The sequence below is a fragment of the Streptosporangium subroseum genome, from assembly GCF_900188345.1.
Lineage (GTDB): Bacteria > Actinomycetota > Actinomycetes > Streptosporangiales > Streptosporangiaceae > Streptosporangium > Streptosporangium subroseum.
Window position 1 is genome coordinate 111759 of record NZ_FZOD01000023.1, and the last position, 24662, is coordinate 136420.

23 protein-coding genes are annotated in these 24662 nt (G+C 70.1%); 17 read left to right on the plus strand and 6 right to left on the minus strand.

Features of this window, described 5'->3' with window-relative positions; translation table 11 throughout:
* The first annotated feature begins 71 nt into the window (after positions 1–71).
* From CHC08_RS23260 to CHC08_RS23285, 6 genes are read left to right on the plus strand one after another with little or no spacing between them, the layout of a single operon-like run.
* The gene (locus CHC08_RS23260) at positions 72–947 is read left to right on the plus strand and encodes an STAS domain-containing protein (RefSeq protein ID WP_179282167.1); all 876 of its coding nucleotides are present in this window, start codon (positions 72–74) and stop codon (positions 945–947) included.
* Positions 947–1327, plus strand: a complete 381-nt coding sequence (locus tag CHC08_RS23265; RefSeq protein WP_179282168.1) for an STAS domain-containing protein — start codon at positions 947–949, stop codon at positions 1325–1327. The genes CHC08_RS23260 and CHC08_RS23265 overlap by 1 nt, the downstream gene beginning before the upstream one ends.
* A gap of 2 nt (positions 1328–1329) precedes the next feature.
* Complete coding sequence (locus CHC08_RS23270) at positions 1330–1725, plus strand: anti-sigma regulatory factor (protein ID WP_089209465.1); 396 nt, start codon at positions 1330–1332, stop codon at positions 1723–1725.
* Positions 1713–2726 (plus strand): ATP-binding protein, encoded by a 1014-nt coding sequence (locus CHC08_RS23275; protein WP_089209466.1) that lies wholly within the window; start codon positions 1713–1715, stop codon positions 2724–2726. The genes CHC08_RS23270 and CHC08_RS23275 overlap by 13 nt, the downstream gene beginning before the upstream one ends.
* Positions 2723–4447 carry an ATP-binding response regulator gene (locus CHC08_RS23280; protein ID WP_245878492.1) on the plus strand — a complete coding sequence of 575 codons (1725 nt, stop codon included), beginning with the start codon at positions 2723–2725 and terminating at the stop codon, positions 4445–4447. Before CHC08_RS23275 ends, CHC08_RS23280 begins: the two co-directional genes overlap by 4 nt.
* Complete coding sequence (locus CHC08_RS23285; protein ID WP_089209467.1) at positions 4444–6039, plus strand: fused response regulator/phosphatase; 1596 nt, start codon at positions 4444–4446, stop codon at positions 6037–6039. Before CHC08_RS23280 ends, CHC08_RS23285 begins: the two co-directional genes overlap by 4 nt.
* A 132-nt stretch (positions 6040–6171) precedes the next feature.
* Here the strand turns inward: CHC08_RS23285 and hflX are convergent, their stop codons facing one another.
* Together hflX and CHC08_RS23295 are read right to left on the minus strand one after the other, a co-directional pair.
* Entirely contained in the window at positions 6172–7548 is a 1377-nt protein-coding gene (hflX, locus tag CHC08_RS23290; protein ID WP_089209499.1) for a GTPase HflX, read from the minus strand.
* Positions 7549–7876: 328 nt separating this feature from the next.
* A complete protein-coding gene (locus tag CHC08_RS23295; protein ID WP_179282169.1) occupies positions 7877–8572 on the minus strand; it encodes a DUF4097 family beta strand repeat-containing protein in 696 nt (231 codons plus the stop codon).
* A 267-nt stretch (positions 8573–8839) separates the two neighbouring features.
* On the opposite strand from CHC08_RS23295, the gene aceB reads away from it, so the two are divergent.
* From aceB to CHC08_RS23325, 6 genes are all read left to right on the plus strand, one after another.
* Positions 8840–10426 carry a malate synthase A gene (gene aceB / locus CHC08_RS23300; protein WP_089209469.1) on the plus strand — a complete coding sequence of 529 codons (1587 nt, stop codon included), beginning with the start codon at positions 8840–8842 and terminating at the stop codon, positions 10424–10426.
* Positions 10427–10535: 109 nt separating this feature from the next.
* On the plus strand, positions 10536–11144 hold the full coding sequence (locus CHC08_RS23305; RefSeq protein WP_179282170.1) for a DUF1016 N-terminal domain-containing protein: 609 nt from the start codon (positions 10536–10538) through the stop codon (positions 11142–11144).
* Between the two features lie 110 nt (positions 11145–11254).
* On the plus strand, positions 11255–12703 hold the full coding sequence (locus CHC08_RS23310) for an FAD-binding oxidoreductase (RefSeq protein WP_089209500.1): 1449 nt from the start codon (positions 11255–11257) through the stop codon (positions 12701–12703).
* Complete coding sequence (locus CHC08_RS23315) at positions 12703–13974, plus strand: FAD-binding oxidoreductase (protein ID WP_089209471.1); 1272 nt, start codon at positions 12703–12705, stop codon at positions 13972–13974. The genes CHC08_RS23310 and CHC08_RS23315 overlap by 1 nt, the downstream gene beginning before the upstream one ends.
* A gap of 1 nt (position 13975) precedes the next feature.
* Positions 13976–15226, plus strand: coding sequence for a (Fe-S)-binding protein (locus tag CHC08_RS23320; RefSeq protein WP_089209472.1), 1251 nt, complete (start codon positions 13976–13978; stop codon positions 15224–15226).
* An 83-nt stretch (positions 15227–15309) separates the two neighbouring features.
* Positions 15310–16257 (plus strand): IclR family transcriptional regulator, encoded by a 948-nt coding sequence (locus CHC08_RS23325; RefSeq protein ID WP_245878493.1) that lies wholly within the window; start codon positions 15310–15312, stop codon positions 16255–16257.
* Positions 16258–16510: 253 nt separating this feature from the next.
* On the opposite strand, the gene CHC08_RS23330 is transcribed toward CHC08_RS23325, so the two are convergent.
* Both CHC08_RS23330 and CHC08_RS23335 read right to left on the minus strand, forming a co-directional pair.
* Positions 16511–17386, minus strand: a complete 876-nt coding sequence (locus tag CHC08_RS23330) for an SPFH domain-containing protein (RefSeq protein WP_245878498.1) — start codon at positions 17384–17386, stop codon at positions 16511–16513.
* Between the two features lie 383 nt (positions 17387–17769).
* Positions 17770–18084 carry a hypothetical protein gene (locus tag CHC08_RS23335; protein WP_089209474.1) on the minus strand — a complete coding sequence of 105 codons (315 nt, stop codon included), beginning with the start codon at positions 18082–18084 and terminating at the stop codon, positions 17770–17772.
* 493 nt (positions 18085–18577) lie between these two features.
* Between CHC08_RS23335 and CHC08_RS23340 the strand changes: the two genes are divergently transcribed.
* Together CHC08_RS23340 and CHC08_RS23345 are read left to right on the plus strand one after the other, a co-directional pair.
* On the plus strand, positions 18578–19168 hold the full coding sequence (locus tag CHC08_RS23340) for an RNA polymerase sigma factor (protein WP_245878494.1): 591 nt from the start codon (positions 18578–18580) through the stop codon (positions 19166–19168).
* Positions 19165–20250, plus strand: coding sequence for a CU044_5270 family protein (locus CHC08_RS23345; protein WP_089209475.1), 1086 nt, complete (start codon positions 19165–19167; stop codon positions 20248–20250). Before CHC08_RS23340 ends, CHC08_RS23345 begins: the two co-directional genes overlap by 4 nt.
* 90 nt (positions 20251–20340) lie before the next feature.
* On the opposite strand, the gene CHC08_RS23350 is transcribed toward CHC08_RS23345, so the two are convergent.
* Entirely contained in the window at positions 20341–21435 is a 1095-nt protein-coding gene (locus tag CHC08_RS23350; RefSeq protein WP_089209476.1) for a DUF418 domain-containing protein, read from the minus strand.
* A gap of 240 nt (positions 21436–21675) precedes the next feature.
* A complete protein-coding gene (locus CHC08_RS48445; RefSeq protein ID WP_143653323.1) occupies positions 21676–22200 on the minus strand; it encodes a hypothetical protein in 525 nt (174 codons plus the stop codon).
* Between the two features lie 93 nt (positions 22201–22293).
* On the opposite strand from CHC08_RS48445, the gene CHC08_RS23360 reads away from it, so the two are divergent.
* Genes CHC08_RS23360 through CHC08_RS23370 form a run of 3 tightly spaced genes read left to right on the plus strand, consistent with a single transcriptional unit; the run spans position 22294 to position 24646 of the window.
* Positions 22294–22974: a response regulator transcription factor gene (locus CHC08_RS23360; protein ID WP_089209478.1), complete on the plus strand. Its 681-nt coding sequence runs from the start codon at positions 22294–22296 to the stop codon at positions 22972–22974.
* Positions 22971–24224 (plus strand): sensor histidine kinase, encoded by a 1254-nt coding sequence (locus CHC08_RS23365; RefSeq protein ID WP_089209479.1) that lies wholly within the window; start codon positions 22971–22973, stop codon positions 24222–24224. The genes CHC08_RS23360 and CHC08_RS23365 overlap by 4 nt, the downstream gene beginning before the upstream one ends.
* 35 nt (positions 24225–24259) lie before the next feature.
* Positions 24260–24646 carry a PepSY domain-containing protein gene (locus CHC08_RS23370; protein WP_089209480.1) on the plus strand — a complete coding sequence of 129 codons (387 nt, stop codon included), beginning with the start codon at positions 24260–24262 and terminating at the stop codon, positions 24644–24646.
* Positions 24647–24662: the final 16 nt, after the last annotated feature.

Here is a 24662-nt window from a genome sequence, read left to right on the forward strand (position 1 = left end):
GAACCACCAAACCGGCCCTAAGCAGGGCGTTTCATGTAATCTTTCGTGCGAGCTATCCATAGGCCGCACGCATGGGAGTCATCTTGTCCATCCCCGCGGACGCCGGTCGGCGTCGCATCGAAGAGCTTCTGCAGGAGAACGAGGACCGCGTCTTCAAACGCTGGCTTGAGATAGCCGGTTCCGCCTCCGGCGGCCAGGTGGACCGCAGCAGTCTGGCGAGCCAGCTCCGCGAGCTCTACCAGGCGCTGCGCCAGTCGTTCGGCGACTCCGGCGACCTGAGCGATCTGCGCGGTCTGCTCGCCGAGCTCTCACGGACCCGTGCCCGCCAGGGGTTCACCTCGACCGAGACCGCCATCGTGGTGTTCGGGTTGAAGGAGGCCCTCTACGAGAGCGTCGAGGACGACGCCTCCCCCGAGGCCCTGAGAGGTTTCATCTGGTTCTCCCGGGTCATTGACGATCTGGGGCTCTTCACCGTGGAGAGCTACGCGACGGCCAGGGAGAAGGTCATCCTCGACCAGGCCGAGCAGCTCCTGGAGCTCTCCACCCCGGTGGTCAAGCTCTGGGACGGCATCGTCGCAGTCCCCCTGGTCGGCACGCTCGACTCGGCCAGAACGCAGGTGGTGATGGAGAAACTGTTGCAGATCCTGGTCGACACCGGTTCGGAGCACGCGGTCATCGACATCACCGGCGTGCCCGCCGTGGACACCCAGGTCGCCCAGCACCTGCTCAAGACCGTGGTGGCGGCGCGGCTGATGGGCGCGGAGTGCGTGATCTCCGGCATCCGCCCGCAGATCGCCCACACCATCGTCACCCTCGGCATCGAGTTCGGCGACATCGTGACCAAGGCCACGCTCGCCGACGCGCTCGCCCACACGCTGCGCGCCAGCGGTGTCGAGTTCACCAAGAGCAGAGGGTCCCGCATCGCCGTACGGACGGTGGAGGACTGATGGACCGTGTGCCCATCCTCAAACTCGGGGACATCCTCATCGTCTCCATCCAGATCGACCTCCAGGACCAGAGCGTGCTCGCGCTCCAGGAGGATCTGTCGGAGCAGGTGGTCGCGACCGGTGCCCGCGGAGTGATCATCGACATCAGCGCCGTGGAGATCGTCGACTCCTTCATCGGCCGCATGCTGGCCACCATCGCGGGAATCTCCCGGATGCTCGACGCCGAGACGGTCGTCGTCGGCATGCGACCGGCGGTGGCGATCACCCTCGTGGAGCTGGGCCTCTCGCTCGGAGGAGTGCGCACCGCCCTCAACCTTGAGAAGGGCGTCGCCCTGCTGAATCACATCGAGAGCGTCCAGATCGCCTCGGCCACGCGGTGACGATGGCCGGCGAGCTGCCCGTGAACAGCAACAGCGACGTGGTCCTGGTGCGCCAGCACGTCAGGACCGCAGCGATCGAGATGGGGCTCTCCCTCGTCGACCAGACCAAGGTGGTGACCGCGGCCAGCGAGCTGGCCCGCAACGCGCTGGTCTACGCGGGGGGCGGGCAGGTGCGGATCGAGATCGTGCAGAAGGGTGTACGGCGGGGCCTTCGTCTGACCTTCAGCGATGACGGGCCAGGCATTCCCGACATCCAGCAGGCACTCACCGACGGGTGGACCACCGGCGGCGGCCTCGGCCTCGGCCTCAGCGGCTCCCGCCGCCTGGTCGACGAGTTCGACCTGCGGTCCGCCCCAGGAGAAGGGACGCTGATCACGGTGACGAAATGGGGTCGGTGATCCGCTCTCAGAACGACACCTGGATAAGGACCGAGGACGCCAGCGCGATCGGCTCTCTTCGCCGCTCCGCCGTCGAGCTCGCCGAGCTCCGGGGGTTCGGCGAGGAGGACGCCGGGCGGGTGGCCGTCGCCGTCAGCGAGGCCGCGTCGAACCTGGTCAAACACGCTGTCGAGGGGGTCATGCTGATCCGGCTGCATCCCGAGCTGGATTCGGCGATCGAGGTCATCGCGATCGACCGGGGGCCGGGGATGCACGATGTCTCCCGCGCCCTGCGCGACGGCTACTCCACGGCGGGCACGCTCGGCATCGGCCTCGGCGGCATCGCACGGATGGCCAGCGGATACGAGGTTCACTCCCTGCCCGGCCGGGGCACGGTGCTCGGCATGTACTTCATCGCCCAGGACGCTCCGCGACCCGCGTCGCGGGCGAGCGGCGTGACCCGCCCGATCGGTGAGGAGATCGTCTGCGGCGACGCCTTCGCGATCATCGAGAACGGCGCCACGACGACGGTGATGCTCTGTGACGGGCTCGGCCACGGCACCGCGGCGGCCCACGCCTCACGGGAGGCGGTGCGGCTGTTCCTCGAGCACTCGGACGGTCGCTCCCCGGTCACCGTCCTCCAGCGCATTCACGACGGTCTCGGCCAGACCCGGGGCGGTGCGGTCGCCGTGGCCCGGATCGACGGGTCGGCGGGCACGGTGAGCTTCGCCGGTGTCGGCAACGTCTCCGCGTGGATCGTCCACCAGGAGGGCCGCCAGGGGATGATCTCGGTTCCGGGCATCGCCGGCTACCAGTCCAGGACCCTGCGCCAGTACGAATACACCGTGCCACCGCACAGCGTGGTCGTGTTCCACTCCGACGGGCTCTCCGAACGCTGGGACATCACCTCCTATCCCGGACTTGTCACCCGCGCCCCCTCCGTCGTCGCCGCCACGTTGCTGCGCGACGCGGGCACCCGCAGGGACGACGCCAGCGTGATCGCGGTGAGGCCGGACCCGTGACCGCGGAAGAGCTGATCCGTCTCCGGGTCCAGGACGACCAGGACGTGTTCGCCATGCGCAGGCTGGGCCGGGAGGTGGCGGAGACGATCGGGCTGGAGGCCCAGGACCAGATCCGGGTGGCCACGGCGCTGAGCGAGATCGGGCGAGAGGTCCTCGGCGAGGGCATCGACGCGTCGGTCGTCTTCCTGCTGGATCAGGACGGCCTGCTCATCGCGATCGAGTTCTCCGCGAAGACCGACTTCCGCCCCTCGGACGGAGTGACGCTGGCGAGACGTCTCGTCGACCTGATCGAGCTCGATCCCGCCCAGGGCAGGATAAGCATGCTCAAACGACTCCCTCCCGGCCGTCCGAGACCTTCGGGGGAGGAGATACGCGCCAAGCTCGCCAAGCTGGCGCCCTCGACCGCCCTCGACGAGCTGCGCCAGCAGAACCACGAGCTCGCCGAGACCCTGGAGGAGGTCATACAGCTCAACACCGAGCTGCAGGAGACCAACCAGGGCGTGCTGGCGCTGTACAACCAGCTCTCGGAGGAGCTGGAGGAGACCAACCGCGGCGTCGTGGCGCTCTATGCGGAGCTCGACGAGAAGTCCGGGCAGCTCCGGGAGGCGAGCGACGCCAAGGACAGGTTCTGGGCCACGGTCAGCCACGAGCTCCGGACCCCGCTCAACTCGGTCATCGGGCTGGTCCGCCTCCTGGTGGGTCCCGGCGGGGAGCCTCTGACCGCGGAGCAGCTCCACCAGATACAGCTCATCGGCTCCTCCGCGGAGACGCTCCTGTCACTGGTGAGCGAGCTGCTCGACATGGCCAAGGCCGAGTCGGGACGCCTCGATCCGCAGTCGTCCGAGGTGGACCTGGTCGCGCTGTCCGAGCGGTTGCGCATGACGCTGCGCCCCACCGCCGGGAACGACGAGGTGGTGCTCACGGTGGAGGTGGCGGACGCGTCGCCGGAGATGTTCGTGGACGAGGTGATGCTCACCCGGATCCTGCGCAACCTGCTCTCCAACGGGCTGAAGTTCACGGAGGCCGGCGAGGTCAAGCTGACGGTGAACCTCGACGAGACCACCCACGAGATGGTCTTCGAGGTGAAGGACAGCGGGATCGGCATTCCCGAGGAGCACGTGGAACGTGTCTTCGAGGAGTTCTTCCAGGTGCCCGGGCCGATCCAGGGACGGGCGAGGGGCACGGGGCTCGGCCTGCCGTACGCCCGCCGCCTGGCCGAGGCGCTCGGCGGTACGCTGCAGCTGGCCAGCACCGCCGGCACCGGGACCACGGTCACCCTGCGGCTGCCGCACCGCCACGACGGGGCCCCGGTGGTCGGGCGGGTGCTCCTCGCCGACGACGACGACGAGTTCCGCGCCACCGTCCGGCGGATGCTCACCGGGTTCGCCGCCCACATCGACGAGGCCCCCGACGGGTTGGTGGCGCTGGAGATGATGGCGGCGAACCCACCGGATCTGGCCCTGGTGGACCTGATGATGCCCCGGCTCGACGGCGCGGCCCTGATGGCTCGGATGGCCGACGACGAGCGGTTGCGCGATGTCCCGGTGATCGTCGTGACCGTCGCCACCTCCCGGCAGTATCCGCAGGAGGCCCGCACGATGATCTCCAAGCACGGGCTGCGCAGGGACAACCTGTTGGAGAGCATGCGGAACGCCCTGGGGCGCGGAGACGAGGGAGAGCCCGCCGAAGAGCAGGCGAACCGCCCCGGAGCACCGGGATGAAAGAGCGCGCGGCGACCGTGCTGGTCGTGGACGACACGCCGACCAAGCTCTACATCCTCTCGAGCTGGGTGCGCCGGTCGGGACATCAGGTCGTGCAGGCCACCGGGGGCCTGGAGGCGCTCGCCAAGGTCAGGGAACTGCGTCCGGACCTGGTCGTCCTCGACGTACGGCTGCCCGACATCAGCGGCTACGAGGTCTGCGAGCAGATCAAGGCGGACAAGGCGACGGCTTCGATACCGGTGATCCAGATCTCCGGAGCGGCGATCACTCCCGCCGACCGGGCCCACGGGCTCGAACGCGGGGCCGACGCCTATCTGGCGGAGCCGGTCGAGCCCGACGAGTTCGCCGCGACGATCGAGGCCACGCTGCGCTACTACCGGGCACGGCAGCGGGCGGAGCGGATGGCCGAGCGGCTGGCCGCCCTCACCGAGGTCACTCTCTCGATGAACTCCGCCGAGACGTTCGACGAGCTCCTCGCCATCGCCGTCGAGGGCGCCTGCAGGATCCTCGGCCGGCCCGCGGGAACGCTCGCGCTCCCACCCGACGGCCGAATTCGCCGGTTCTCCGCCAAGCCGCCGACGAACAGCGCCGTCTCCAAGCCCGCGGCGACGAACGCGCTGCTCTCCCTGAGCGCGATGTCGCTGGGCAGCTCCGCGGGGACCCAGGTCTTCACGGTGCCGGCCGCCGAGTGGACAAAGCTGATGCCCGACACGGACATCAACGGTGACGTCTTGGCCATGCTCTGCCGCACCAAACTCGGCAGGCCACCCGCCTGCCTCGGGGTGGAGGCGGTCCCACCACTCGACGCCGATGAGTCCAACACCCTGCGCCAGCTCGGTCAGGCCCTGGCGCTGGCCGTCGACGCCCTGCGCGCGTACGCCGAGGAACACGCGATCGCCCTCACCCTGCAGCGGAGCCTGCTGCCCGCGCAGCTCCCCGAGACCCCGGGTCTCACGATCAGCTGGCGGTACCAGCCCGCCGTCGACAACGTCGAGGTCGGCGGCGACTTCTACGAGGTTCTGCGGATGGGTGAGCGGGTGCTCATCGCCATCGGCGACGTCCAGGGTCACTCCCTGCGGGCCGCGACCGTCATGGCGGAACTCCGCCATGCGTTACGCGCCTCCGTCATCGGTACGGAGGACCTGGGCGCGTTGATGGCCCTGCTGAACGAGGTGCTGCGGCGCTATCACCCTCGCATGACCGCCACCGTGTGCCTGCTCATCATCGACCCGTCGACGGGGGAGATGGAGGTCGCCAACGCGGGCCACATCCCGCTCCTGCTCATCCACGGCGGCGAGGCCGGCTATCACCGGCTGGGAAACCTCCTGCTGGGCGTGGCACAGGAGACCTACCGGGTCGACCGGCTGACCCTGCCGGAGGAGGGCTCCGTGCTGCTGTTCACCGACGGGCTCATCGAGGACCGCGACAAACTGCTCGACGAGAGCCTGGAGGTCGTGCGGCACCTGGCGGAGCGCACGGGGGACGACCTGGAGCTCTTCTGCGACCGGTTGATCCGGCGGTTCGGGGCCCGGGAGGACGACGTGGCGCTGGTGATGTTCCGCCGCGAGACCGCGCGCCGTACCGGCCCCTGAAACGGCACAGGCGAACACGGGACACCCGTCCGGCCCTGAAACGGTGCGCGGCACAGGCCGGACATGAGACACCCGCCGTGCCGGCCCCCGAGGAGAGGCGCGGCACAGGCGGGCGGCGGTGTGCGGGACGGATCAGACCGCTTCGACGGTCTCGACGGGCTTGGAGGTCTTCTCCAGCTCGGCGAAGAGGCTGGGCAGAACCCTGGCGTGCAGGATCGTGCCCTCTTCCGTGTGCTCCACGTCGAGGACCTCGCCCTCCTTGTGGGCCCGGGAGATCAGGTCACCGCGCTGGTACGGGACCAGCAGCCTGACCTCCTGGTCGAAGCGGGGCAGCTCGCGCTCGATGATGGCCATCAGCTCGTCCATCCCGGCGCCGGTGCGGGCCGAGACCACGACGGTGTGCTTCTCGCGGGCGGTCAGCTGGGCCAGCACCACCGGGTCGGCGGCGTCGGCCTTGTTGATGACCACGAGCTCCGGGATGTCGCGCGCGCCCTCGATGTCGGAGAGCACCTCGCGCACCGCGGCGAGCTGCGACTCCGGGTCGGGGTGCGCGCCGTCGACCACGTGCAGGATCAGGTCGGCGTCGCCGACCTCCTCCAGCGTGGAACGGAACGCCTCGACGAGCTGGTGCGGCAGATGCCGGACGAATCCGACGGTGTCGGCCAGCGTGAACAGGCGGCCGTCGGGGGTGTGCGCCCTGCGGACGGTCGGGTCCAGCGTGGCGAACAGCGAGTCCTCGACCAGCACGCCGGCGCCGGTCAGCCGGTTCAGCAGCGAGGACTTGCCCGCGTTGGTGTAACCGGCGATGGCCACGGCCGGAACCTCGCGCTCCAGCCTCCGCGACCTCTTGGTCTCGCGCGAGGTGGTCATCTCGCCGATCTGGCGGCGCAGCTTGGCCATCCGCTCGCGGATCCGGCGGCGGTCCAGCTCGATCTTGGTCTCACCGGGACCACGGCCGCCCATGCCGACGCCGCCCGCGGCGCGTCCGCCGACCTGACGGGACAGGTTGCCACCCCAGCCACGCAGGCGCGGCAGCAGGTAGTTGAGCTGTGCGAGCTCCACCTGCGCCTTGCCCTCGCGGCTCTTGGCGTGCTGGGCGAAGATGTCGAGGATCAGCATGGTCCGGTCGATGACCTTGACCTGGACGATCTCCTCAAGCTGGCGAAGCTGGCCGGGGCTCAGCTCGCCGTCGCACACCACGGTGTCGGCGCCGGTGGCGGCGACGATGTCGGCGAGCTCCTGGGCCTTGCCCGAACCGATGTAGGTCGCCGTGTCGGGCTTCTGACGGCGCTGGACCAGACCTTCCAGCACCTCCGAACCCGCGGTCTCGGCGAGAAGCTTGAGCTCCAGGAGGGAGTTTTCGGCGTCGATCGCCGTACCCGAGGTCCAGACGCCGACGAGGACGACCCGCTCAAGCCGCAGCTGGCGGTATTCGACCTCGGTGACATCCTGGAGCTCCGTGGAGAGCCCCGCCACCCGGCGTAGGGCCTGGCGCTCGGCCAGATCCATCTCGCCGTTCTCCAGCAGATCGTCGAACCGATCAATGTCCAGCGGCTCACGAGTGTCTATGTCGTTCTCCTTCAGGCTTTGTTCGTATGCGAGTGGTTCGGATGTGTTCACTCACAGGAGTCAACGCTCGAACACCCCGGGTCTCTTCCCTCTGATGGTGCCATGCGAACCTCCCGTCATCACCTGGTTATCCGTTGCCCGGGCCGGAGAAAAGCCGCCGGACCGCCTTGGAAAGCAGGATCCCGGCGGCGCGGGACCGGCCGGGGGACGCGGGGCCTCGGCATCGCCGGACCGGCTCGGCAGGCGGGGATTCGGCGTCACCCGCGGCTCAGGGGAGCAGGACCTCGGCGTCGCCGGAGCCGGTCTGCACCGAGACGGTCCTGGGCGCGGAGGGGTCCTTGGTGACCTCGACCGTCTGATCGCCGGATCCGCTCCTGGTGGTCACGTTGTAGGCGCCCTGGGGCAGCCACGCGGTGACGTCGCCCGAGCCGGTCTCGAGGTCGACGTTGTCGGGCATGACGGTGAACCTCGCCTTGATGTGGCCGGAGCCCGTGTCGGCGACGAACCGCTTGGCGCCCAGGGCGTTGGCCTCGATGTCCCCGGATCCGGTGGAGGCGCTCACTCCCCCGGTCAGCCCGCGCAGCGTGATGATGCCCGAACCGGCGTCCAGCTTGACCGTGACGCCCTGCGGGATCTCGACCTTGTAGTCCACCGAGCAGTTCCCGTCCGGCTCCGGGCACTTGTAACGCAGGGTGAGCTTGTCGGCGTCGAGGGGATGCTCGGCCTTGGGCTTGTCCCCGCGCCAGTGCATCGTCTCGGTCACGTGGACGCCGGACCGCTTCGACTCGTTGATCACGATCTCCCCGGAGCCGGTGGAGACGTCCAGGGCGGTCACCGTACCGGTGACGTCGTAGGAGGAGACGGCCTGCTCCTCGTCCCCGAAGGCGCCGACATCGAGCCGGCAGCCGGAAAGCACGAGCGCCGAGCCCAGGAGCGCTCCAGCGGCGAGCATGGTCTTCTTCATGAGCTCAGTCCTCAGTTTCGGGAAGCTCTCCGCTTCCTTCTCCGTACCGATCCCTCGGCGGAGGGGGGTGATCCCACTGTGGCCGAGCACGCCCGCCCGCCTCATCAGGGAAGCCCCCCGCGCTGCCCTGAGACCGCCCTGAGGGCTCCCCCGCTCTGCCCTGAGGCGCTCCTGAGGGGTCCCCCCGCTTTTGACCGAGAAGTGATCGTAACGTAGCGTTGATTCCACAATTCAGAAGCGTTTTTCCACCATACGGAAAGAGGGCTCATGGACGGCGTTGAGATCAGCGGCCCCTTGCAGGACCGGTTCGACGAGATCCTCACGCCGGAGGCGCTGGCCTTCCTGGCCGCCCTTCAGCACGAGTTCGGCGCGCGACGCCTGGAGCTGATGGAGGCCCGTCAGACCCGCCAGGCGGAGCTGTCGGCCGGGGGCACCCTCGACTTCCTGCCCGAGACCAAGCACGTACGCGAGTCCGAGTGGCGCGTCGCCCCGCCCGCTCCCGGACTGGTCGACCGCCGCGTGGAGATCACCGGCCCGGTGGACCGGAAGATGACGATCAACGCCCTGAACTCGGGGGCCAAGGTCTGGCTCGCCGACTTCGAGGATGCCAACGCCCCCACCTGGGACAACACCGTCAGCGGCCAGCTCAATCTGCGGGACGCCCTGGATCGGACCATCGACTTCGAAGCCGGCGGCAAGAGCTACGCGCTCAGGCCCGATGACGAGCTCGCCACCGTCGTGGTGCGCCCGCGCGGATGGCACCTGGAGGAGAAGCACCTGACGCTCGGCGGCGTTCCGCTCTCCGGCTCGCTCGTCGACTTCGGCCTTTACTTCTTCCACTCGGCGCGCAGGCAGATCGCCAAGGGCAAGGGCCCCTACTTCTACCTGCCGAAGCTGGAGTCGCACCTGGAGGCCCGCCTCTGGAACGACGTCTTCGTCAAGGCCCAGGACCTGCTCGGCATCCCCCAGGGCACGATCCGGGCGACGGTCCTCATCGAGACCTACCCCGCGGCCTTCGAGATGGAGGAGATCCTCTACGAGCTCCGCGACCACTCCGCGGGTCTCAACGCGGGACGCTGGGACTACCTGTTCAGTGTGATCAAGAAGTTCCGCACCCGGGGCCGGGAGTTCCTGCTTCCCGAGCGCAACGCGGTGACCATGACCGCCCCGTTCATGCGCGCCTACACCGAGCTCCTGGTCCGCACCTGCCACAAGCGCGGCGCCCACGCGATCGGCGGCATGGCCGCGTTCATCCCCTCCCGGCGCGACCCCGAGGTCAACAAGGTCGCCCTGGAGAAGGTGACCGCCGACAAGACCCGCGAGTCCGGCGACGGCTTCGACGGCTCCTGGGTGGCCCACCCCGACCTGGTGCCGATCTGCCGCGACGTCTTCGACGGTGTTCTCGGGGACCGGCCGAACCAGCTCGACCGCCTGCGTGAGGACGTCTCCGTCTCCGCCGCGGAGCTGCTGGCGGTCTCCAAGACCCCCGGCGACATCACCGAGACGGGCCTGCGCAACAACGTGGACGTGGCGCTGCGCTACCTGGCCGCCTGGATGGGCGGGCTGGGCGCGGTGGCGATCCACAACCTGATGGAGGACGCGGCCACCGCCGAGATCTCCCGCTCCCAGATCTGGCAGTGGATCCACAACGACATCAAGCTCGCCGACACCGGCGCCGTGGTCACCAAGGAGCTCGTCGAGCGCATCATCGACGAGGAGCTCGCCAAGATCAAGGCCGAACCCGGCTACGACGAGACTCTTTACTCCCAGGCCACCGGCCTGTTCAAGGAAGTCGCCCTGGACGACGACTTCGTGGAGTTCCTTACCCTCCCCGCCTATGCCCGTATGCCGTGACATGACCGATCCGGTGATGGGGAATCCTCCTCCCGAGAGGGGGGTTCCCCACCCTGGCACCCCGATCGGGCCTGATGCGCACCCGGGCGAGGATCGCTATTTTCCGTGCATGAGCGATCACAGGAACGGCACGGACGGCGACCCCGTCGGCTACGGAGACCTGCTCGACGCCGTCACACGTGAGATCACCGGCAGCCGCGCGCGGGCCGTGCTCGCCGCCGACGCCGAGCTGATTCGCCAGTACTGGCGGATCGGCCGTCACATCCTCGACCGGCAGCCGGACGACGCCTGGGCCGCGGTGGTCGTCCCCCGGCTGTCCGCCGATCTCCGGGCCGCGTTTCCCGAGGCCGGCGCCTACTCGCGGACCAATCTCCTCTACATGAGGGCCTTCGCGGCGGCCTGGCCGGACTGCGTCCCGGCGACCGGGCGGCCCCTCCCCTGGGGCCACCACGTCGTCCTGCTGGACCTGCCCGGAGACAGGACGACGAGGGAGTTCTACGCGTGCAAGGCGGCGGACGAGGGGTGGACCCGGGGCGTCCTGATCACGATGATCAAGGGGCGGTTCCACCTGCGCGCCGGTCACCGCGCGCACGACGTCCTCCGGACGACGCCGCAGGCGGACCGCCGATCCGTCCATCGAATGATCAGGGATCCCCACTCCCCCGGTCCGCTGGACGAGACCGCACGGCAGGAGAGGGGCGCCGTTGTTCCGTACTGAGCGAGAATGCGATAAGAGAGCAATGTCCTCGATCGACCAATAGGCATGGACAACGAGGGCACGGGCGCTGCCAAGGTCCCGCGCACGCCGGAGGAGGAACGATGTCGACGATGACGCTGCAAGAGCCGGCCCGCAGGTTCGAGGAGCTCCTCGGCCACGGGGCGGTGATCACCGATCCCGTACGGCTGCGCACCTACGAATGCGACGGGCTGACCCATCACCGCGTGATGCCCGGCATCGTCGTGCTGCCGGAGAGCGCCGAGCAGATCGCGGCCGTGGTGAGGGTCTGCAACGAGTACGGCCTGCCGTTCGTGGCTCGCGGCGCGGGGACGGGGCTGTCGGGCGGGGCGCTGCCGAGGGCCGACGGTGTGCTGATCGTGACCTCGAAGATGCGGCGGATCCTCTCCGTCGACGCGGCGAACCGGCGGGCCGTGGTGGAGCCCGGCGTCACCAACCTGGCGATCACCGAGGCCGTCCGCGACCTCGGCTACTACTACGCGCCCGACCCGTCCAGCCAGCAGGTGTGCACCATCGGCGGCAACGTGGCGGAGAACTCCGGCGGGGCGCACTGCCTGAAGTACGGCTTCACGGTCAACCACGTGCTCGCCCTGGAGATCGTCACCCCCGACGGCGACATCGTCGAGCTGTCGGACGGCGATCCCGGCTACGACCTGCTGGGCGCCTTCATCGGCTCGGAGGGCACGCTCGGCATCGCCACCAAGGTCACCGTACGGCTGACGCGGGCGCCGGAGACCGTGACGACCCTGCTCGCGGCGTTCAAGGACATCGAGCAGGGCGGGCAGGCGGTGTCGGCCGTCATCGGCGGCGGCATCGTGCCGGCCGCGATCGAGATGATGGACGCCCTGGCCATCGAAGCGGCCGAGGCGGCCGTGGCCTGCGCCTATCCCGAGGGCGCCGGTGCGGTGCTCATCGTGGAGCTGGACGGTCCTGCGGAGGAAGTCGCCCACCAGTTCGGCGAGGTGACGCGGATCTGCGAGGAGAGCGGCGCGTTCGAGCTGCGGATCGCCGACGACCCGGCGGAGCGGGCCGCGATCTGGAGGGGCCGCAAGTCGGCCTTCGCCGCGGTGGGACGGATCAGCCCCGCCTACATCGTGCAGGACGGCGTCGTGCCCAGGACCACGCTGCCCGAGGTTCTGGCGAGCATCGACCGATTGTCGCGGGAGCACGGCATCCGGGTGGCCAACGTCTTCCACGCCGGAGACGGCAACCTGCATCCCCTGGTGCTGTTCGACGACGCGGAGCCCGGCGCGGGCGAGCGGGCCGAGATCGTCTCGGGGAAGATCCTCGACCTCTGCATCGAGCACGGCGGGTCGATCACCGGCGAGCACGGCGTCGGTGTGGACAAGTCCCGATACATGTCGAGGATGTTCTCCGATGAGGATCTCGACACCATGCAGCTGGTGCGCTGCGCCTTCGACCCCCGGGCTCTGTCGAACCCCGGCAAGATCTTCCCCACCCCGCGCCTCTGCGGTGAGGTCCCGGGGGTCCGCAAGGGCGTGCACCCGCTGGTCGAGTCAGGACAGGCGGAACACTTCTGATGAAGGCACTGCGGCACGAGGCGGAGGCCCTGAACAAGACGGGCGTGACGATCCGGGAGGCGGATCCCGGCGATGCCGTGGCCGGCGTCCCCCCTCGCTGGGTGGCACTGCCCGAGACCACCGAGGAGGTCGCCGCGCTGATGCGGGTCTCGGCCGAGCACGATCTCGCCGTGGTCCCGGTCGGCGGCGGCACCAAACTGCACTGGGGTGGCCCGCCCGAGCGCTGTGACCTGCTGATCGACACCTGCTGCCTGAACGAGGTGCTGGAGCACGCCACCGGCGACCTGATCGTCCGCACCCAGGCGGGCGTGACCATGGACACCCTGGCCGAGACCCTCGGGGGCGGGGGCCAGGAGCTCGCCCTCGACGTCCCGCTCGACGGCGCCACGGTCGGCGGCACGATCGCCACCGCCACCGCCGGCCCCCGCAGGTTCCGGTACGGCGCGCCCCGCGACCTGCTGATCGGCATCACGGTCGTGCTGGCGGACGGCACGGTCGCCCGGTCCGGCGGCAAGGTCGTCAAGAACGTCGCGGGCTACGACCTGGGCAAGCTCTTCAGCGGCTCGTACGGCACGCTCGGCATCATCACCGAGGCCATCTTCCGCCTCCACCCCGTCCCGTTGGACCGTCGCTGGATCACCGTGGAACTGCCCGTGTCCGGACCTGCGGCGTCCGGAGGGGCGAGGTCCTTCCCCGGGGGACTGGAGACGCTCGTCGCCGGGCTCGCGGCGTCCCAGGCCGAGCCGAGCGCCGTCGAGCTGGACTGGCCCGACGTCCGGGGCGGGGCCACCGTGGCCGCCCTGGTCGAGGGGACGGCGGCCCAGGGCCGGGCCCTCGCCGTACAGACGCTGATGGGCGAACACGGGACCGCGCGGATCACCGGCGAGCCCCCCGCCTGGTGGACGGCGCCGCCCGGTGAGGACGTACTGCTGGAGTTGCGGATCCCGCCCGCCCTCGCGCACGCCGCGCTGCGGGCGATCGCCGCCCGCGAGCTGCCCGCACGCGTGCGCGGGTCGGTCGCCTCGACGGTCCTGATGATCGCCCTGCCCTCCGACGTCGGCGAACCGGCGTTCGCGGAGTTCGTGTCGGGCCTGCGCGGCGACCTCGGCCACCTCGGCGGCCGGCTGACCGTGCTCGCCGCGCCGCGGGAGCTCACGCTCCGGGTCGACCGCTGGGGCCCGGCGAGCGCGCTGCCGCTGATGCGGCGGGTCAAGGAGCGGTTCGACCCCGGCCGGAGACTCTCCCCCGGCCGGTTCGTGGGAGGGATCTGACGTGGACCTCGAACTGATCAATGACTGCGTGCACTGCGGGTTCTGCCTGCCCTCGTGCCCGACATACGTGCTGTGGGGCGAGGAGATGGACTCCCCGCGCGGCCGGATCCACCTGATGAAGCAGCACGTCGAGGGCACCCCGATGACACCGGAGATGGCCGGGCACTTCGACGCGTGCCTGGGATGCATGGCGTGTGTGACGGCCTGCCCGTCCGGGGTGCGCTACGACCGGCTGATCGAGCAGACCCGGGCCGAGGTCGAGCGCGAGCACGTCAGGAAGCCGGACGACCGGGCGCTGCGGGCGGTGGTCTTCCAGCTGTTCCCCTATCCCCGGCGCCTGCGGGCGATGCGGCTGCCGCTGCGGCTCAGCGGGGGGATCCGTCGCAAGATCATCCCCCGGCTGGAGCGGATCAACCCGTCCCTGGCCGCGATGGCCGACCTCGCACCCCCGGTCTCGGCGAGGGTGCGGCTGCCGCACAGGGTCGAGGCGAAGGGTTCGCGCAGGGCCACGGTCGGGATGCTCACCGGGTGCGTGCAGGGGGAGTTCTTCCCGCAGGTCAACGAGGCCACGGCCCGGGTGCTCGCGATGGAGGGCTGCGACGTGGTGATCCCGCCGTCGCAGGGCTGCTGCGGGGCGCTGTCGCTGCACTCCGGCCAGGAGGAGCAGGCCAAGCGGTTCGCCAGGCGGACGATCGCCACCTTCGAGCGGGCGGGCGTGGACACGATCGTGGTCAACGCGGCGGGATGCGGCTCGACCATGAAGGACTACGCCGAGATCCTCGAGGGCGAATGGGCTCGGAGGGCAGGGGCGATCCGGACCGTCGACCTGGCGGAGTATCTCGCCGAGCTCGGCCCGGCGGCCGAGCGGCATCCGCTGCCGCTCACCGTGGCCTACCACGACGCCTGCCACCTGGCCCACGCGCAGGGGATACGGTCCCAGCCCCGTGAGCTGCTCTCCGCCATCCCCGGTCTGGAGCTGAAGGAGATCTCCGAGTCGGCCATCTGCTGCGGCTCGGCGGGAACCTACAATCTGTTCCAGCCCGAGGCCGCCAGAGATCTCGGTGACCGCAAGGCCGAACGGGTGCTGGCCACGGGTGCCGACCTGCTGGTCTCGGCCAACCCCGGCTGCACCATGCAGATCACCGCGGCCATCCGCCGCCGGGGCGCCCAGGAGATCCCCGTGGCGCACACCGCCCAGGTCCTGGACGCCTCCCTCAGAGGACTCGGACGCGTGCCGACGATCCCGGCCTGAAGGCCAGGGCCTGAGGTGCCGCACCGCGCACCGACGGCCCCGCGTCGACCAGCTCCAGTCATCAGCTCAAGGAGGTGCATTTGATGACCCACGAACCCCGTGAGAGGCCCGAGGCACGAATGGTTGTGGGAGTGCGCCCCGGCGAGCCGGCCGACGAGCGAGGAACCGGAGAGCAGGCGGACGGGCGGGCAGGGCAGGACGGACGACACGGAGGAGACGGCCTGCCGCCGATTCCCGCACGTCCGGAGCGCGCGAGCGGAACGGGTTCCCTCGGCACGGTGCAGTCGGTCGACCGCGCGCTGGACGTGCTGGAAGCACTGGCGAAGCAGGACGGAGAGGCCGGGCTGTCGGAGATCGCGGCCAGGACCGGCCTGCCGTACGGAACGATCCACCGCCTGCTGCGCACCCTGCTCGTACGGGGCTACGTGCGCCAGGAGTCGGACCGCCGTTACGCGCTGGGAGGTGCGCTGGTACGGCTCGGCGGGGTGGCCGAGCGCATGATCGGCGTCTGGGCGCAGCCGTACCTGACGAGAATGGTCGAGCTGTCCGGCGAGACGGCCAACATGGCGGTGCTGGAGGGCGACTTCATCGTCTACGTCGCCCAGGTGCCCTCGCCGCGACGGCTGCGGATGTTCGCCGAGGTCGGCAGGCGGGTGCTGCCGCACAGCACCGCGGTGGGCAAGGTCCTGATGGCCGACCGCGCCGACGCCGAGGTGACCTCGCTGATCAGGCGGACCGGCATGCCCCGGCGGACCGCCAACACCATCACCGACCTGCCCGGCATGCTCGCCGAGCTGCGGCGGGTGCGCGAGCGGGGGTACGCCCTGGACCTGGGCGAGGAGGAGCTCGGCGTGCACTGCCTGGCCGTGGGGGTGCGCGACGGGGCGCGGACGGTCGCCGCGCTGTCGGTGTCCGGCCCGGCCGAGCGGATCAACGCGCTCGACCGGGAGCACCTCGCCGAGAGCATGCGGAAGATCGCACACGACTTCGGGGCCGAGCTGGGCCCCGGCCCCGCGGACGGCAGCGCATGAGGGGCGACATGTGAGGTGCGGCGTATGGAGCACGGCACATGACGAGCGACACGTGAAGCGCGGCGCATGAAGCACGTGACGAGCGACAGGTGAAGCGCGGCGCATGAAGCACGTGACGAGCGACACGTGAGGCGCGGCCGGTGAGGAGCGACACGTACAGCGCCGTATACGACGCGCGACACGTGCGGCGTCAGGTACGGAACGTGACACGTGAAGCGCGACGGACAAAGAGCACGGACCGGGGCGCCGTTGGCTAGGGCTTCGGCGGGGTGATGTTGAGGTTGCTGCCCTGGGGAACCGGCACCACGGAGACCTCTCCCTGCTGGATGGCCTGCCAGAGCACGGCGCCCTGGGGGCCGAGGACCTTCACGAGGTCCTTGATGGATTCGATCTCGGTGCGGACCTTGGCGTTGCGCTGGAGCTGGGCCGCGTTCTCCGCCTTCGCGGCCTGCTCGTCGGCGAGCGCGCTGACCAGGGCCTCCGGCGGCTCGGGCTTCTGGATGGTCAGCGAGATGTCCGCGCACTCGCCGACGCCCGCGTAGTTCTGGTTGCAGAAGTAGTCGGCCCCGGCCGCCGCCTTGATGAACTGCCGGGCCAGCACGCCGACCCTCGCCTCCCAGGCCTGCTTCACGTTCGGGTCGTTGAACAGCCCGCGCCATTCGAACTCCTGCGACGCGGCGTCCATCGCGCGGTCCAGCGGCACCCGCATGTAGATGTTGAGCATCTGCCGCCAGCCCTCGGACTCGCCGCCCTCGTAATAGGCGTGGTACTTCAGGCCGATTTTCTCGTGGAACTGCTGCAACGTCTTACAGTCGGTGTTCAGTGTGAACGTCGCCACCCCGGACACCGTCATTTCGACGTTGTCCTTCGAGACAACGGACAGGGGCTTGGCCTCGGCGTCGCCCAGTCCGGAGAAATCAAAGGTCCGCTGGCCGAATGGATAGGAATACGCCGTGTCACCCGGGCCGAGCAGCGTGGCGCCGCTGGAGGGATTGATGCATTCATCGAACTTGATGGCCTCGAAGACGCCGCCCGCGTAGTGCAGGACCACTTCGTCGGGCTGGGTGCTCACTCGCGTGCACCCGCTGAGAACGAAGCCGGACACCACCACCGCGACGATCGCCAACACAAAACCCTTTAACAGCCATCGTCTGCCGCCAGCCTTTTGGGCGTTCATTGACTCTCCCTTTTGCGCCGCTTTGCCGAATGCGGATCCTAGTACCGCAGGACTGCGGGCAGCGGGGAAAATCGGCGCACGGGGCTTGCCGTGGCAGGTGGGGCTGTAAAGGAGACGTCTCCGGCGCTCATGCCGGGCAAGAGGTCAGGGCGGGCATCTCTCAGCCGGGGGGCGTCACCCACCGCGTGCCCTCGGCGATCTCCAACGGGCAGACTCGGCTGATTTCCCGGTCTACCGGATCCGGACAGCTGATCCTTGGTCTGCCGGATCCGGCAGCCGGGAAACAACCAGTGTGCGGGGGCGGTGCCGCGAGGGAACCCGCCCGCACGCGACGATCAGTCCGGCGTGTGGCACTCCTCGCCCGCGGCCGTGCCATCGATCGAGATGACGCCCTTGCAGAGGAACGGTTCCGGGTTGTTCGCGAAGAACATCACGCCGTCGTCCCCGAAAACGGTGGTGCAACCGCTTCCTACGGTCGAGGGACTGACAGCCCCGTTGATGGTGACGCTGCCGACGCGCGGCCCCTCCATGCACCGGTACGACTGAGGAGGCGAGGCGGCATGGGCGGTAAGGGCGAAGGCGATTGGGACGGTGATTGCGGTGGCCGCGGTGGCCAGTGCCAGAGCGGTGCGACAGGTGCGGGAAGACATGCGGAATTCCTTCTTGTTGGATGAGGCCCCGCACCGTTGTGGCGAGGGTTGGCGGCACGTGTCCCGGCTCTGAATGCCAACCACTCCGGCACATGAGGGTGCGGAGGCGATCGCGATGGTGTCGACCAGCAAAATTCGCTGTATGTCACCAAGCCATCACACCATGGAGTGCAGTTGCCAGTAGACACGCCGCTCTCCGGCTGATCGGCCAGGTTTCTCCCGGCTGACGACCGTCAAAGGTGAACATCTCGCAGGATTCGGTCCGCCGGGCGGCGATCGGGCATCGGTGAGAAGCGTGCGGGTCTCGGGAAGCCGGCCCGTTCGACCCGATGGTTTCCGAGTCGATGGAAGACTTGTCGCGGACGCCCCCCGCGAAAGCCTGAAATTTGATGGAAGCGGGCGGAACCGGATGGGGGCGAACGGCGGAGTAGGGGATGAGGGCGCGGACGCGCCCCGCGAAAGGACCCCTCTCGATGACTGGACGAAACGGGTGGTGACGTCGGCTCTCCCCCACCGGGCGGAGACGCCCACCCTGCCCCCGCCCTCCGATGACGCCGCCCTGGTCAAGGAGTCGCTGGCGGACCCCGACAGGTTCGCCGGGCTTTTCGACCGCCACGCGGATGAGATTCACCGATATGCGGCACGACGGCTGAACGACGTCACCACGGCTGACGACGTGACGGCCGAGACCTTTCTCGTGGCCTTCCGCAAGAGGGCCCGGTACGACCTCACCCGGGGCGACGCCAGACCCTGGCTGTACGGCATCGCCTCCAAGCTGATCTCCGGCCACCGCAGGGCCGAGACCCGCAGGCTCAAGGCACTCGCCCGGCAGGCCCCGGAACGGGCGGCCGAGTTCGAGGATCGCAGCGCCGAACGCCTCACCGCCGCCCGGCTCCGGCCCGCTCTGGCCGCCGCGCTCGCCAGGCTCGGCTCCGCCGAGCGGGACCTGCTCCTGCTGGTGGCCTGGGCCGACCTGACCTACGAGGAAGCCGCGCAGGCGCTCGGCATTCCGATCGGGACCGTACGATCCCGGCTCTCCCGCACCCGGACCAAGATCCGCCGTTCTCTGGAGTCGCACGCATGAACCACGATGAGATCCGGCTGATGGCCGACATCCGCCCGGACGCGCCTCCGTACGAGCAGGAGGCGAAGGCCGCGGCCCGGCGGGCGCTGGTCGCGGCCGCGAGGCCGAAGACGGTGAAGGCGATCTGGCGCAGGCCGTACTCGATGGTGCTGGCCGGAGCGCTCGCGGTGGCGGTCGGCGCGACCGCGGTCACGCTCGCGCAGGCCCCGGGCGCCGGGCCCTCGGGAAAGGCCGAGGAGGTCGTGGTGACGATGCCGAAGATCGTCAACATGTCCGCGAGCGAGGTGCTCGACAGGGCCGCGAAAGCCGCCTCCAGGACCGACCTCACCCCGCGGGACGACCAGTTCATCAAGGTCGAGTCGCAGACGATGTACGGCTCCTTCGGCGGCGGAGCCGTCGCCGGCGAGACGGGTGAGACCAGCGAGCAGACCCGCTACCTCTACCGGACCAAGCGGGTCATCTGGCAGTCGGCGGACGGCACCAGGGACGGCGCGCTGACGATCGAGTACCTGAAGCCCAAGGCGTATCCGGGCTGGCCCATCCCCGAGCAGGCCTACCAGGACACCGGCACGGCGGAGCTTCCGCTGCCCGCCTGCGGGACAAAGATCCCCGACTACATGCGAACCGACTACGCGAGCCTGAAGAACCTCCCCTCCGACGCCGACGGGATGCGCGCCCACCTCTACACCGGCGACCGCGGCGGTAGCTCCAAGGACGGGGCGGCCTTCACCGCGGCGGGCGACATGCTCAGGGAGACCTACATGCCCCCGGCGCAGCGGGCCGCGCTGTTCAAGGCCGTGGCCACGATCCCCGGGGTCGGCGTCATCGAGAGCGCGGAGGACGCGGCGGGACGCAAGGGCATCGGCGTGGGCCGGGCCGGCCTGGACGGTGTCCGGCAGGACCTGATCTTCGATCCGAAGAGCTACGAGCTGCTCGGCGAGCGCGGGATCGTGGTGGACGAGAGCGTCGCCAAGTCTCCCGTGGGCAGCCTGGTCGCCTCGACCGCCCAGCTCTCGGTCACCGTGGCCGACGAGGCCCCCGCGTTCAAGGACAAGGACGGGACCACCAGCAGCTGCGGCTGATCGCTCAAGCGCGGCCCCTGAGCCGACCGGGCCGATCGGCTCAGGGCCGCGGTATCCCTCGCCGCCGCTGATCGCTCAAGGGTGGCGCGATCAGCGGATATGGCGCAGGGGCGGGCGGTGTGCCCAGGTGGCCCAGCGCCAGAGCCATTCCAGGGGGCCCTGGCGGTAGCGGCGCAGCCAGAGCGTGGACACCAGCCACTGGGGGACGAGGATGGCTGCGGCGATCAGGAGCACCGTTGCCTCGGACCAGCCGTCCGGCGAGCTGCCGATGAGGCGGGCGGCCACCAGGACGAGGATCGTGGCGGACAGGTAGTTGGTCAGCGCCATCCGGCCCAGCGGTGCGAAAACCCCCTGGAGCACCGGCCGGAGCGGCGTTCTGAGCAGGAGCAGCAGGGCGCACACGTACGCACCTGCCATCAGCAACCCGGCGAGGCCGAACCAGGAGCCGAAATCCCCCGCGCCGGCGGCCCCCGACTCGATCTGCAGCCACACGGCGGGCACCGCCCCTGCCGCGAAGGCCAGGCCCAGCGCCGCGGGGACGCGGGCGGAGCTCTCGATCCGGTCGATCACGCCGTACCGGGTCAGCGCCGAGCCCAGCAGGAACAGCCCGGGCACCAGTGGCACACCGTTGCTGCTGAGGATCAGCGGCGTCGCGATGAGAACCGCGGCGAGCCCCGCGACGGCCCAGCGCGGCAGCCAGGTCGAGGGCAGCAGCACCAGCAGGCCGACGACGGCATAGATGGTCAGGATGTCGCCTCGCCACAGCAGGAACATGTGAGCCAGGCCCAGGGCGAGCAGCACCAGGAGCCGGCGCAGCAGGAGCACCCGCGGGTGCGGGACGCGACGTCCCGCGGAGTCCAGCAGCAGTGAGAAACCGATGCCGAACAGCAGGGAGAAAATCGGGAAGAAGCGCTGGTCGACGAAGAGCCCCAGCCCCAGCCAGGCGTCGTCCTGACCCGCCACCACCACGGCCTGTGTGGTCTGCGCGGTGTGGACCATGTGGGCGATCGGCTTGACGTTGGCCAGCAGAATCCCGCACAGGGCGAACCCGCGCAGCACGTCGAGCGCGGCGACACGCGGCCGGCCGGAGGAGGTCGCCGTGGGCCGTCCCGGTCCCGTGGTTTCCGACGTTGTGGACTGCCCCGGTCCCGCGTCTTCCGGCGTCGGGGGCGGCTCCGGTCTCATGGCTTCCGACGTTGTGGGACGCCTCGGTCCCGTGTATTCCGGCGTCGGGGGCGGCTCCGGTCTCATGGCTTCCGACGTTGTGGGACGCCTCGGTCCCGTGTATTCCGGCGTCGGGGGGTGCATTTCATGCGGCATGAGCCTGATTCTGCGGCCCCCGTTCCGAGGCCGGATCGATCGAAAGTAGGGCTCACGGCGGCCCGGACCCTACTTCCGGCCATTTCCTCCCGATACTCCAGCCGGTCAGTCGTGGATCCGGTGGACCGGTGACCCGTCGGCCGAGCAGCGCACCTCGACCTTGGCCTTCGTCTCGTCCGACTCGAACTCGACACGGGCCCTGTCCGCCGGTCCCCGTTCGACCTTCTCCACGTGGAAGCCCTGCGCCGGGCTCCACGCCCGGAGCGTGACCAGGCCGTCCTCGCACCGGGCGATCACGCTCCCGCCCGCCGTGTCGATCACTCCGCTTTTGCCGGTCACCGGCGCGGCGGACGCGGAAGAGGAGGGGGACGCAGACGGAACCGGGGAGGACGGATCCGGGGCCGGGGACGCCGGGGGCGCGGGGGTGGGTGCGGGATCGGCCGTGGGCCCGGCGACGGCCTGCGGCGTGGTGCCGGCGAGCGCCTCGTTGATCTCGGCCGAGGAGAGCGGGCGGAGGGCGGAGCCCGTCAGTGGCTCACCGAGCAGGCCGATCACCGCCACTCCCGCTCCGGTCGCGAGAAATCCGGTGATCAGCCAACCTGCCACGACAAGGGGGAGACGCCTGCGCACGCGTCCACTTTCCCACCGCAAACGATAAGACAGGGTTAAGGCGCAGCTAACGCACTTTTGGCGCGGGTCAAGACGGTACTAACGTGGCGGCAAATGTCCAATGTGCTGCTTATCGAGGATGACGCCGCGATCCGTACCTCGCTGACGCGGGGCCTGCGTGATCGCGGCCATGCCGTGTCCTCCGCCTCCGCCGCTCTCGACGGTCTGCGGCTGGCCGTCGAGGAACGTCCCGACCTCATCGTGCTCGACCTGGGCCTGCCCGACATGGACGGCCTCGACCTGCTGCGCATGCTCCGTGCGGTGAGCCGGATCCCGGTGATCGTGGCGACCGCGCGGGACGGCGAGGCGGAGATGGTCACGTTGCTGGACGCGGGGGCCGACGACTACATCATCAAACCGTTCAGCTCGACCCAGCTCGACGCCCGGATCCGGGCCGTGCTCCGGCGGGCGGGCGAGAGCCGTGCCGACAGCTCGGTCACCGTCGGCGGCCTGCGGGTGGACCCCCGTACCCGGGAGGCGACCCTGGACGGCGTGACACTGGATCTCAGCCCGAAGGAGTTCGACCTGCTTCACTACCTGGCCGCCCGGCCGGGCGAGGTGATCACCAAACGCGAGCTGCTCACCCATGTCTGGCAGATCCCGTACGGCGGAGCCGACAAGACCGTGGACGTCCACCTCTCCTGGCTCCGCCGCAAGCTGGGTGAGACCTCATCCGACCCCCGCTACCTGCAGACCGTACGGGGCGTCGGCATCAGACTGGCCGCTCCGGCATGAGGCGCTGGCTGGCCCTGCTGGTCGCGGCGACCACCTCCCTCGTCCTCATCGCCCTGCTGGTCCCGCTCGCGCTGCTGGTCCGCACGGTGGCCGAGAGCGGGGCGGTGAGCGAGGCGAGCGGTGAGGCCGACTCGGTGGCGGTGGCGGTCGGCACGGTGGACACCGAGATCCTGCGGCTCACCGCCGAGCGTGCCACACACCCGGTCACGGTCTTCCTTCCTGACGGCCAGGTGATCGGCGCGGCCGCCTCCCGATCCGCCGCCGTCGAGCTGGCGTCCCGCGGCCACAGTGTCACCGCCGCGGTCGCCGGCGGGCGGGAGATCCTGGTCGCGGTCCAGGGAGCTCCGGGAGGCACCGCCGTGGTCCGGGTGTTCCTGAGCGACGCGGAGCTGGCCAGGGGCGTGGCACAGGTGTGGGCCGGGCTGGCGGCGCTCGGCCTGGTCCTGGTCGGGCTGGGCATCCTGGTCGGCGACCGGCTCGCCCGCGCGGTGATCAGGCCGATCGCGTCGCTGGCGGGGGTGTCACACCGGCTCGCCTCCGGCGATCTGTCCGCCAGGACCGTGCCCGGCGGTCCACCGGAGGTCCACGCGGTGGGTCTCGCCCTGAACCACCTCGCCGGGCGCATCACCGGCCTGCTCGCCGAGGAACGGGAGAACGTGGCCGACCTGTCCCACCGGCTGCGCACCCCGCTGACCGCCCTGCGGCTGGAGACCGAGTCCCTCGGAGACCCGGAGGGGGCCGCCAGGATCGAGGCCAGGGTGGACGCCCTGGAACGGGCCGTCACCTCGGTCATCACCGAGGCCAGGCAGCGGGCGCGGGACCGGGCCGAGTGTGACGCGGTGGCGGTGACCGAGGCTCGGGTCGCGTTCTGGTCGGTGCTCGCCGAGGACCAGTCGCGGCACTTCACGCTCCATCTGGCATCCGGCCCGCTCCTCGTCGCGGTGGCCGCCGACGAGCTCGCCGCGTGCGTGGACGCGCTGCTCGGCAACGTGTTCGCGCACACCCCCGAAGGGGTCCCGTTCACCGTACGGCTGGAACCCGCACCCGGCGGCGCGCTGCTGACCGTCGCCGACGCCGGGCCGGGCTTCGCCACGCACACCTCCCTGGAACGCGGTGAAAGCGGGGCCGGATCGACCGGGCTCGGCCTCGACATCGCCCGCCGCACGGCGGAGTCGTCGGGCGGCTCCCTGTCCCTGCGAAGCTCCCCGGAGGGCGGCGCAAGCGTGATCCTGTTCTTAGCGGAGGCTTAGCGCGCCCCTATCGTGATCGCGGCGAACCTGGATCCATGAAACAGATCACCAGAATGACCATCGCGACCCTCGGAACCGCCGCCCTCCTGGCCGGCTCGGGCGGCATCGCCCTCGCCGCGCAGCAGACGGCCACCATCACCTCCGCCGCCGGAACCGTCACGGCCACGGCCGTCGCCGCACCGGCCGGCGCGGCGAGCATCTCCTACAGCAGGGCCCTGCAGATCGCCAAGAAGCGCGTCCCCGGCGCGCGGGTGACCAAGGTCGAGCGCGAGCTGGAGCACGGCTACCGCACCTGGAAGTTCGAACTGCGCAAGGGCGGACGGGAGTACGAGGTCTACGTCTCGACGAAGACCGGAAAGATCATCAAGTTCAAGAGCGGCCGCGACGACAGCGGCCACCACAACAGCGGCCACCACGGCTGATCGGCGGAAGAGGGCC

Excerpts from the sequence above, each read along its gene's own strand:
- CHC08_RS23360 (WP_089209478.1), top strand. The coding sequence starts at position 22,294 with ATGTCCAATGTGCTGCTTATCGAGGATGACGCCGCGATCCGTACCTCG.
- CHC08_RS23350 (WP_089209476.1), bottom strand. The coding sequence starts at position 21,435 with ATGAGACCGGAGCCGCCCCCGACGCCGGAAGACGCGGGACCGGGGCAG.
- CHC08_RS23275 (WP_089209466.1), top strand. The coding sequence starts at position 1,713 with ATGGGGTCGGTGATCCGCTCTCAGAACGACACCTGGATAAGGACCGAG.
- CHC08_RS23315 (WP_089209471.1), top strand. The coding sequence starts at position 12,703 with ATGAAGGCACTGCGGCACGAGGCGGAGGCCCTGAACAAGACGGGCGTG.
- CHC08_RS23305 (WP_179282170.1), top strand. The coding sequence starts at position 10,536 with ATGAGCGATCACAGGAACGGCACGGACGGCGACCCCGTCGGCTACGGA.
- CHC08_RS23310 (WP_089209500.1), top strand. The coding sequence starts at position 11,255 with ATGACGCTGCAAGAGCCGGCCCGCAGGTTCGAGGAGCTCCTCGGCCAC.
- CHC08_RS23285 (WP_089209467.1), top strand. The coding sequence starts at position 4,444 with ATGAAAGAGCGCGCGGCGACCGTGCTGGTCGTGGACGACACGCCGACC.
- CHC08_RS23270 (WP_089209465.1), top strand. The coding sequence starts at position 1,330 with ATGGCCGGCGAGCTGCCCGTGAACAGCAACAGCGACGTGGTCCTGGTG.
- aceB (WP_089209469.1), top strand. The coding sequence starts at position 8,840 with ATGGACGGCGTTGAGATCAGCGGCCCCTTGCAGGACCGGTTCGACGAG.
- CHC08_RS23345 (WP_089209475.1), top strand. The coding sequence starts at position 19,165 with ATGAACCACGATGAGATCCGGCTGATGGCCGACATCCGCCCGGACGCG.
- CHC08_RS23370 (WP_089209480.1), top strand. The coding sequence starts at position 24,260 with ATGAAACAGATCACCAGAATGACCATCGCGACCCTCGGAACCGCCGCC.
- CHC08_RS23265 (WP_179282168.1), top strand. The coding sequence starts at position 947 with ATGGACCGTGTGCCCATCCTCAAACTCGGGGACATCCTCATCGTCTCC.
- CHC08_RS23325 (WP_245878493.1), top strand. The coding sequence starts at position 15,310 with ATGACCCACGAACCCCGTGAGAGGCCCGAGGCACGAATGGTTGTGGGA.
- CHC08_RS23365 (WP_089209479.1), top strand. The coding sequence starts at position 22,971 with ATGAGGCGCTGGCTGGCCCTGCTGGTCGCGGCGACCACCTCCCTCGTC.
- CHC08_RS23335 (WP_089209474.1), bottom strand. The coding sequence starts at position 18,084 with ATGTCTTCCCGCACCTGTCGCACCGCTCTGGCACTGGCCACCGCGGCC.
- hflX (WP_089209499.1), bottom strand. The coding sequence starts at position 7,548 with ATGGATCTGGCCGAGCGCCAGGCCCTACGCCGGGTGGCGGGGCTCTCC.
- CHC08_RS23260 (WP_179282167.1), top strand. The coding sequence starts at position 72 with ATGGGAGTCATCTTGTCCATCCCCGCGGACGCCGGTCGGCGTCGCATC.
- CHC08_RS23295 (WP_179282169.1), bottom strand. The coding sequence starts at position 8,572 with ATGAAGAAGACCATGCTCGCCGCTGGAGCGCTCCTGGGCTCGGCGCTC.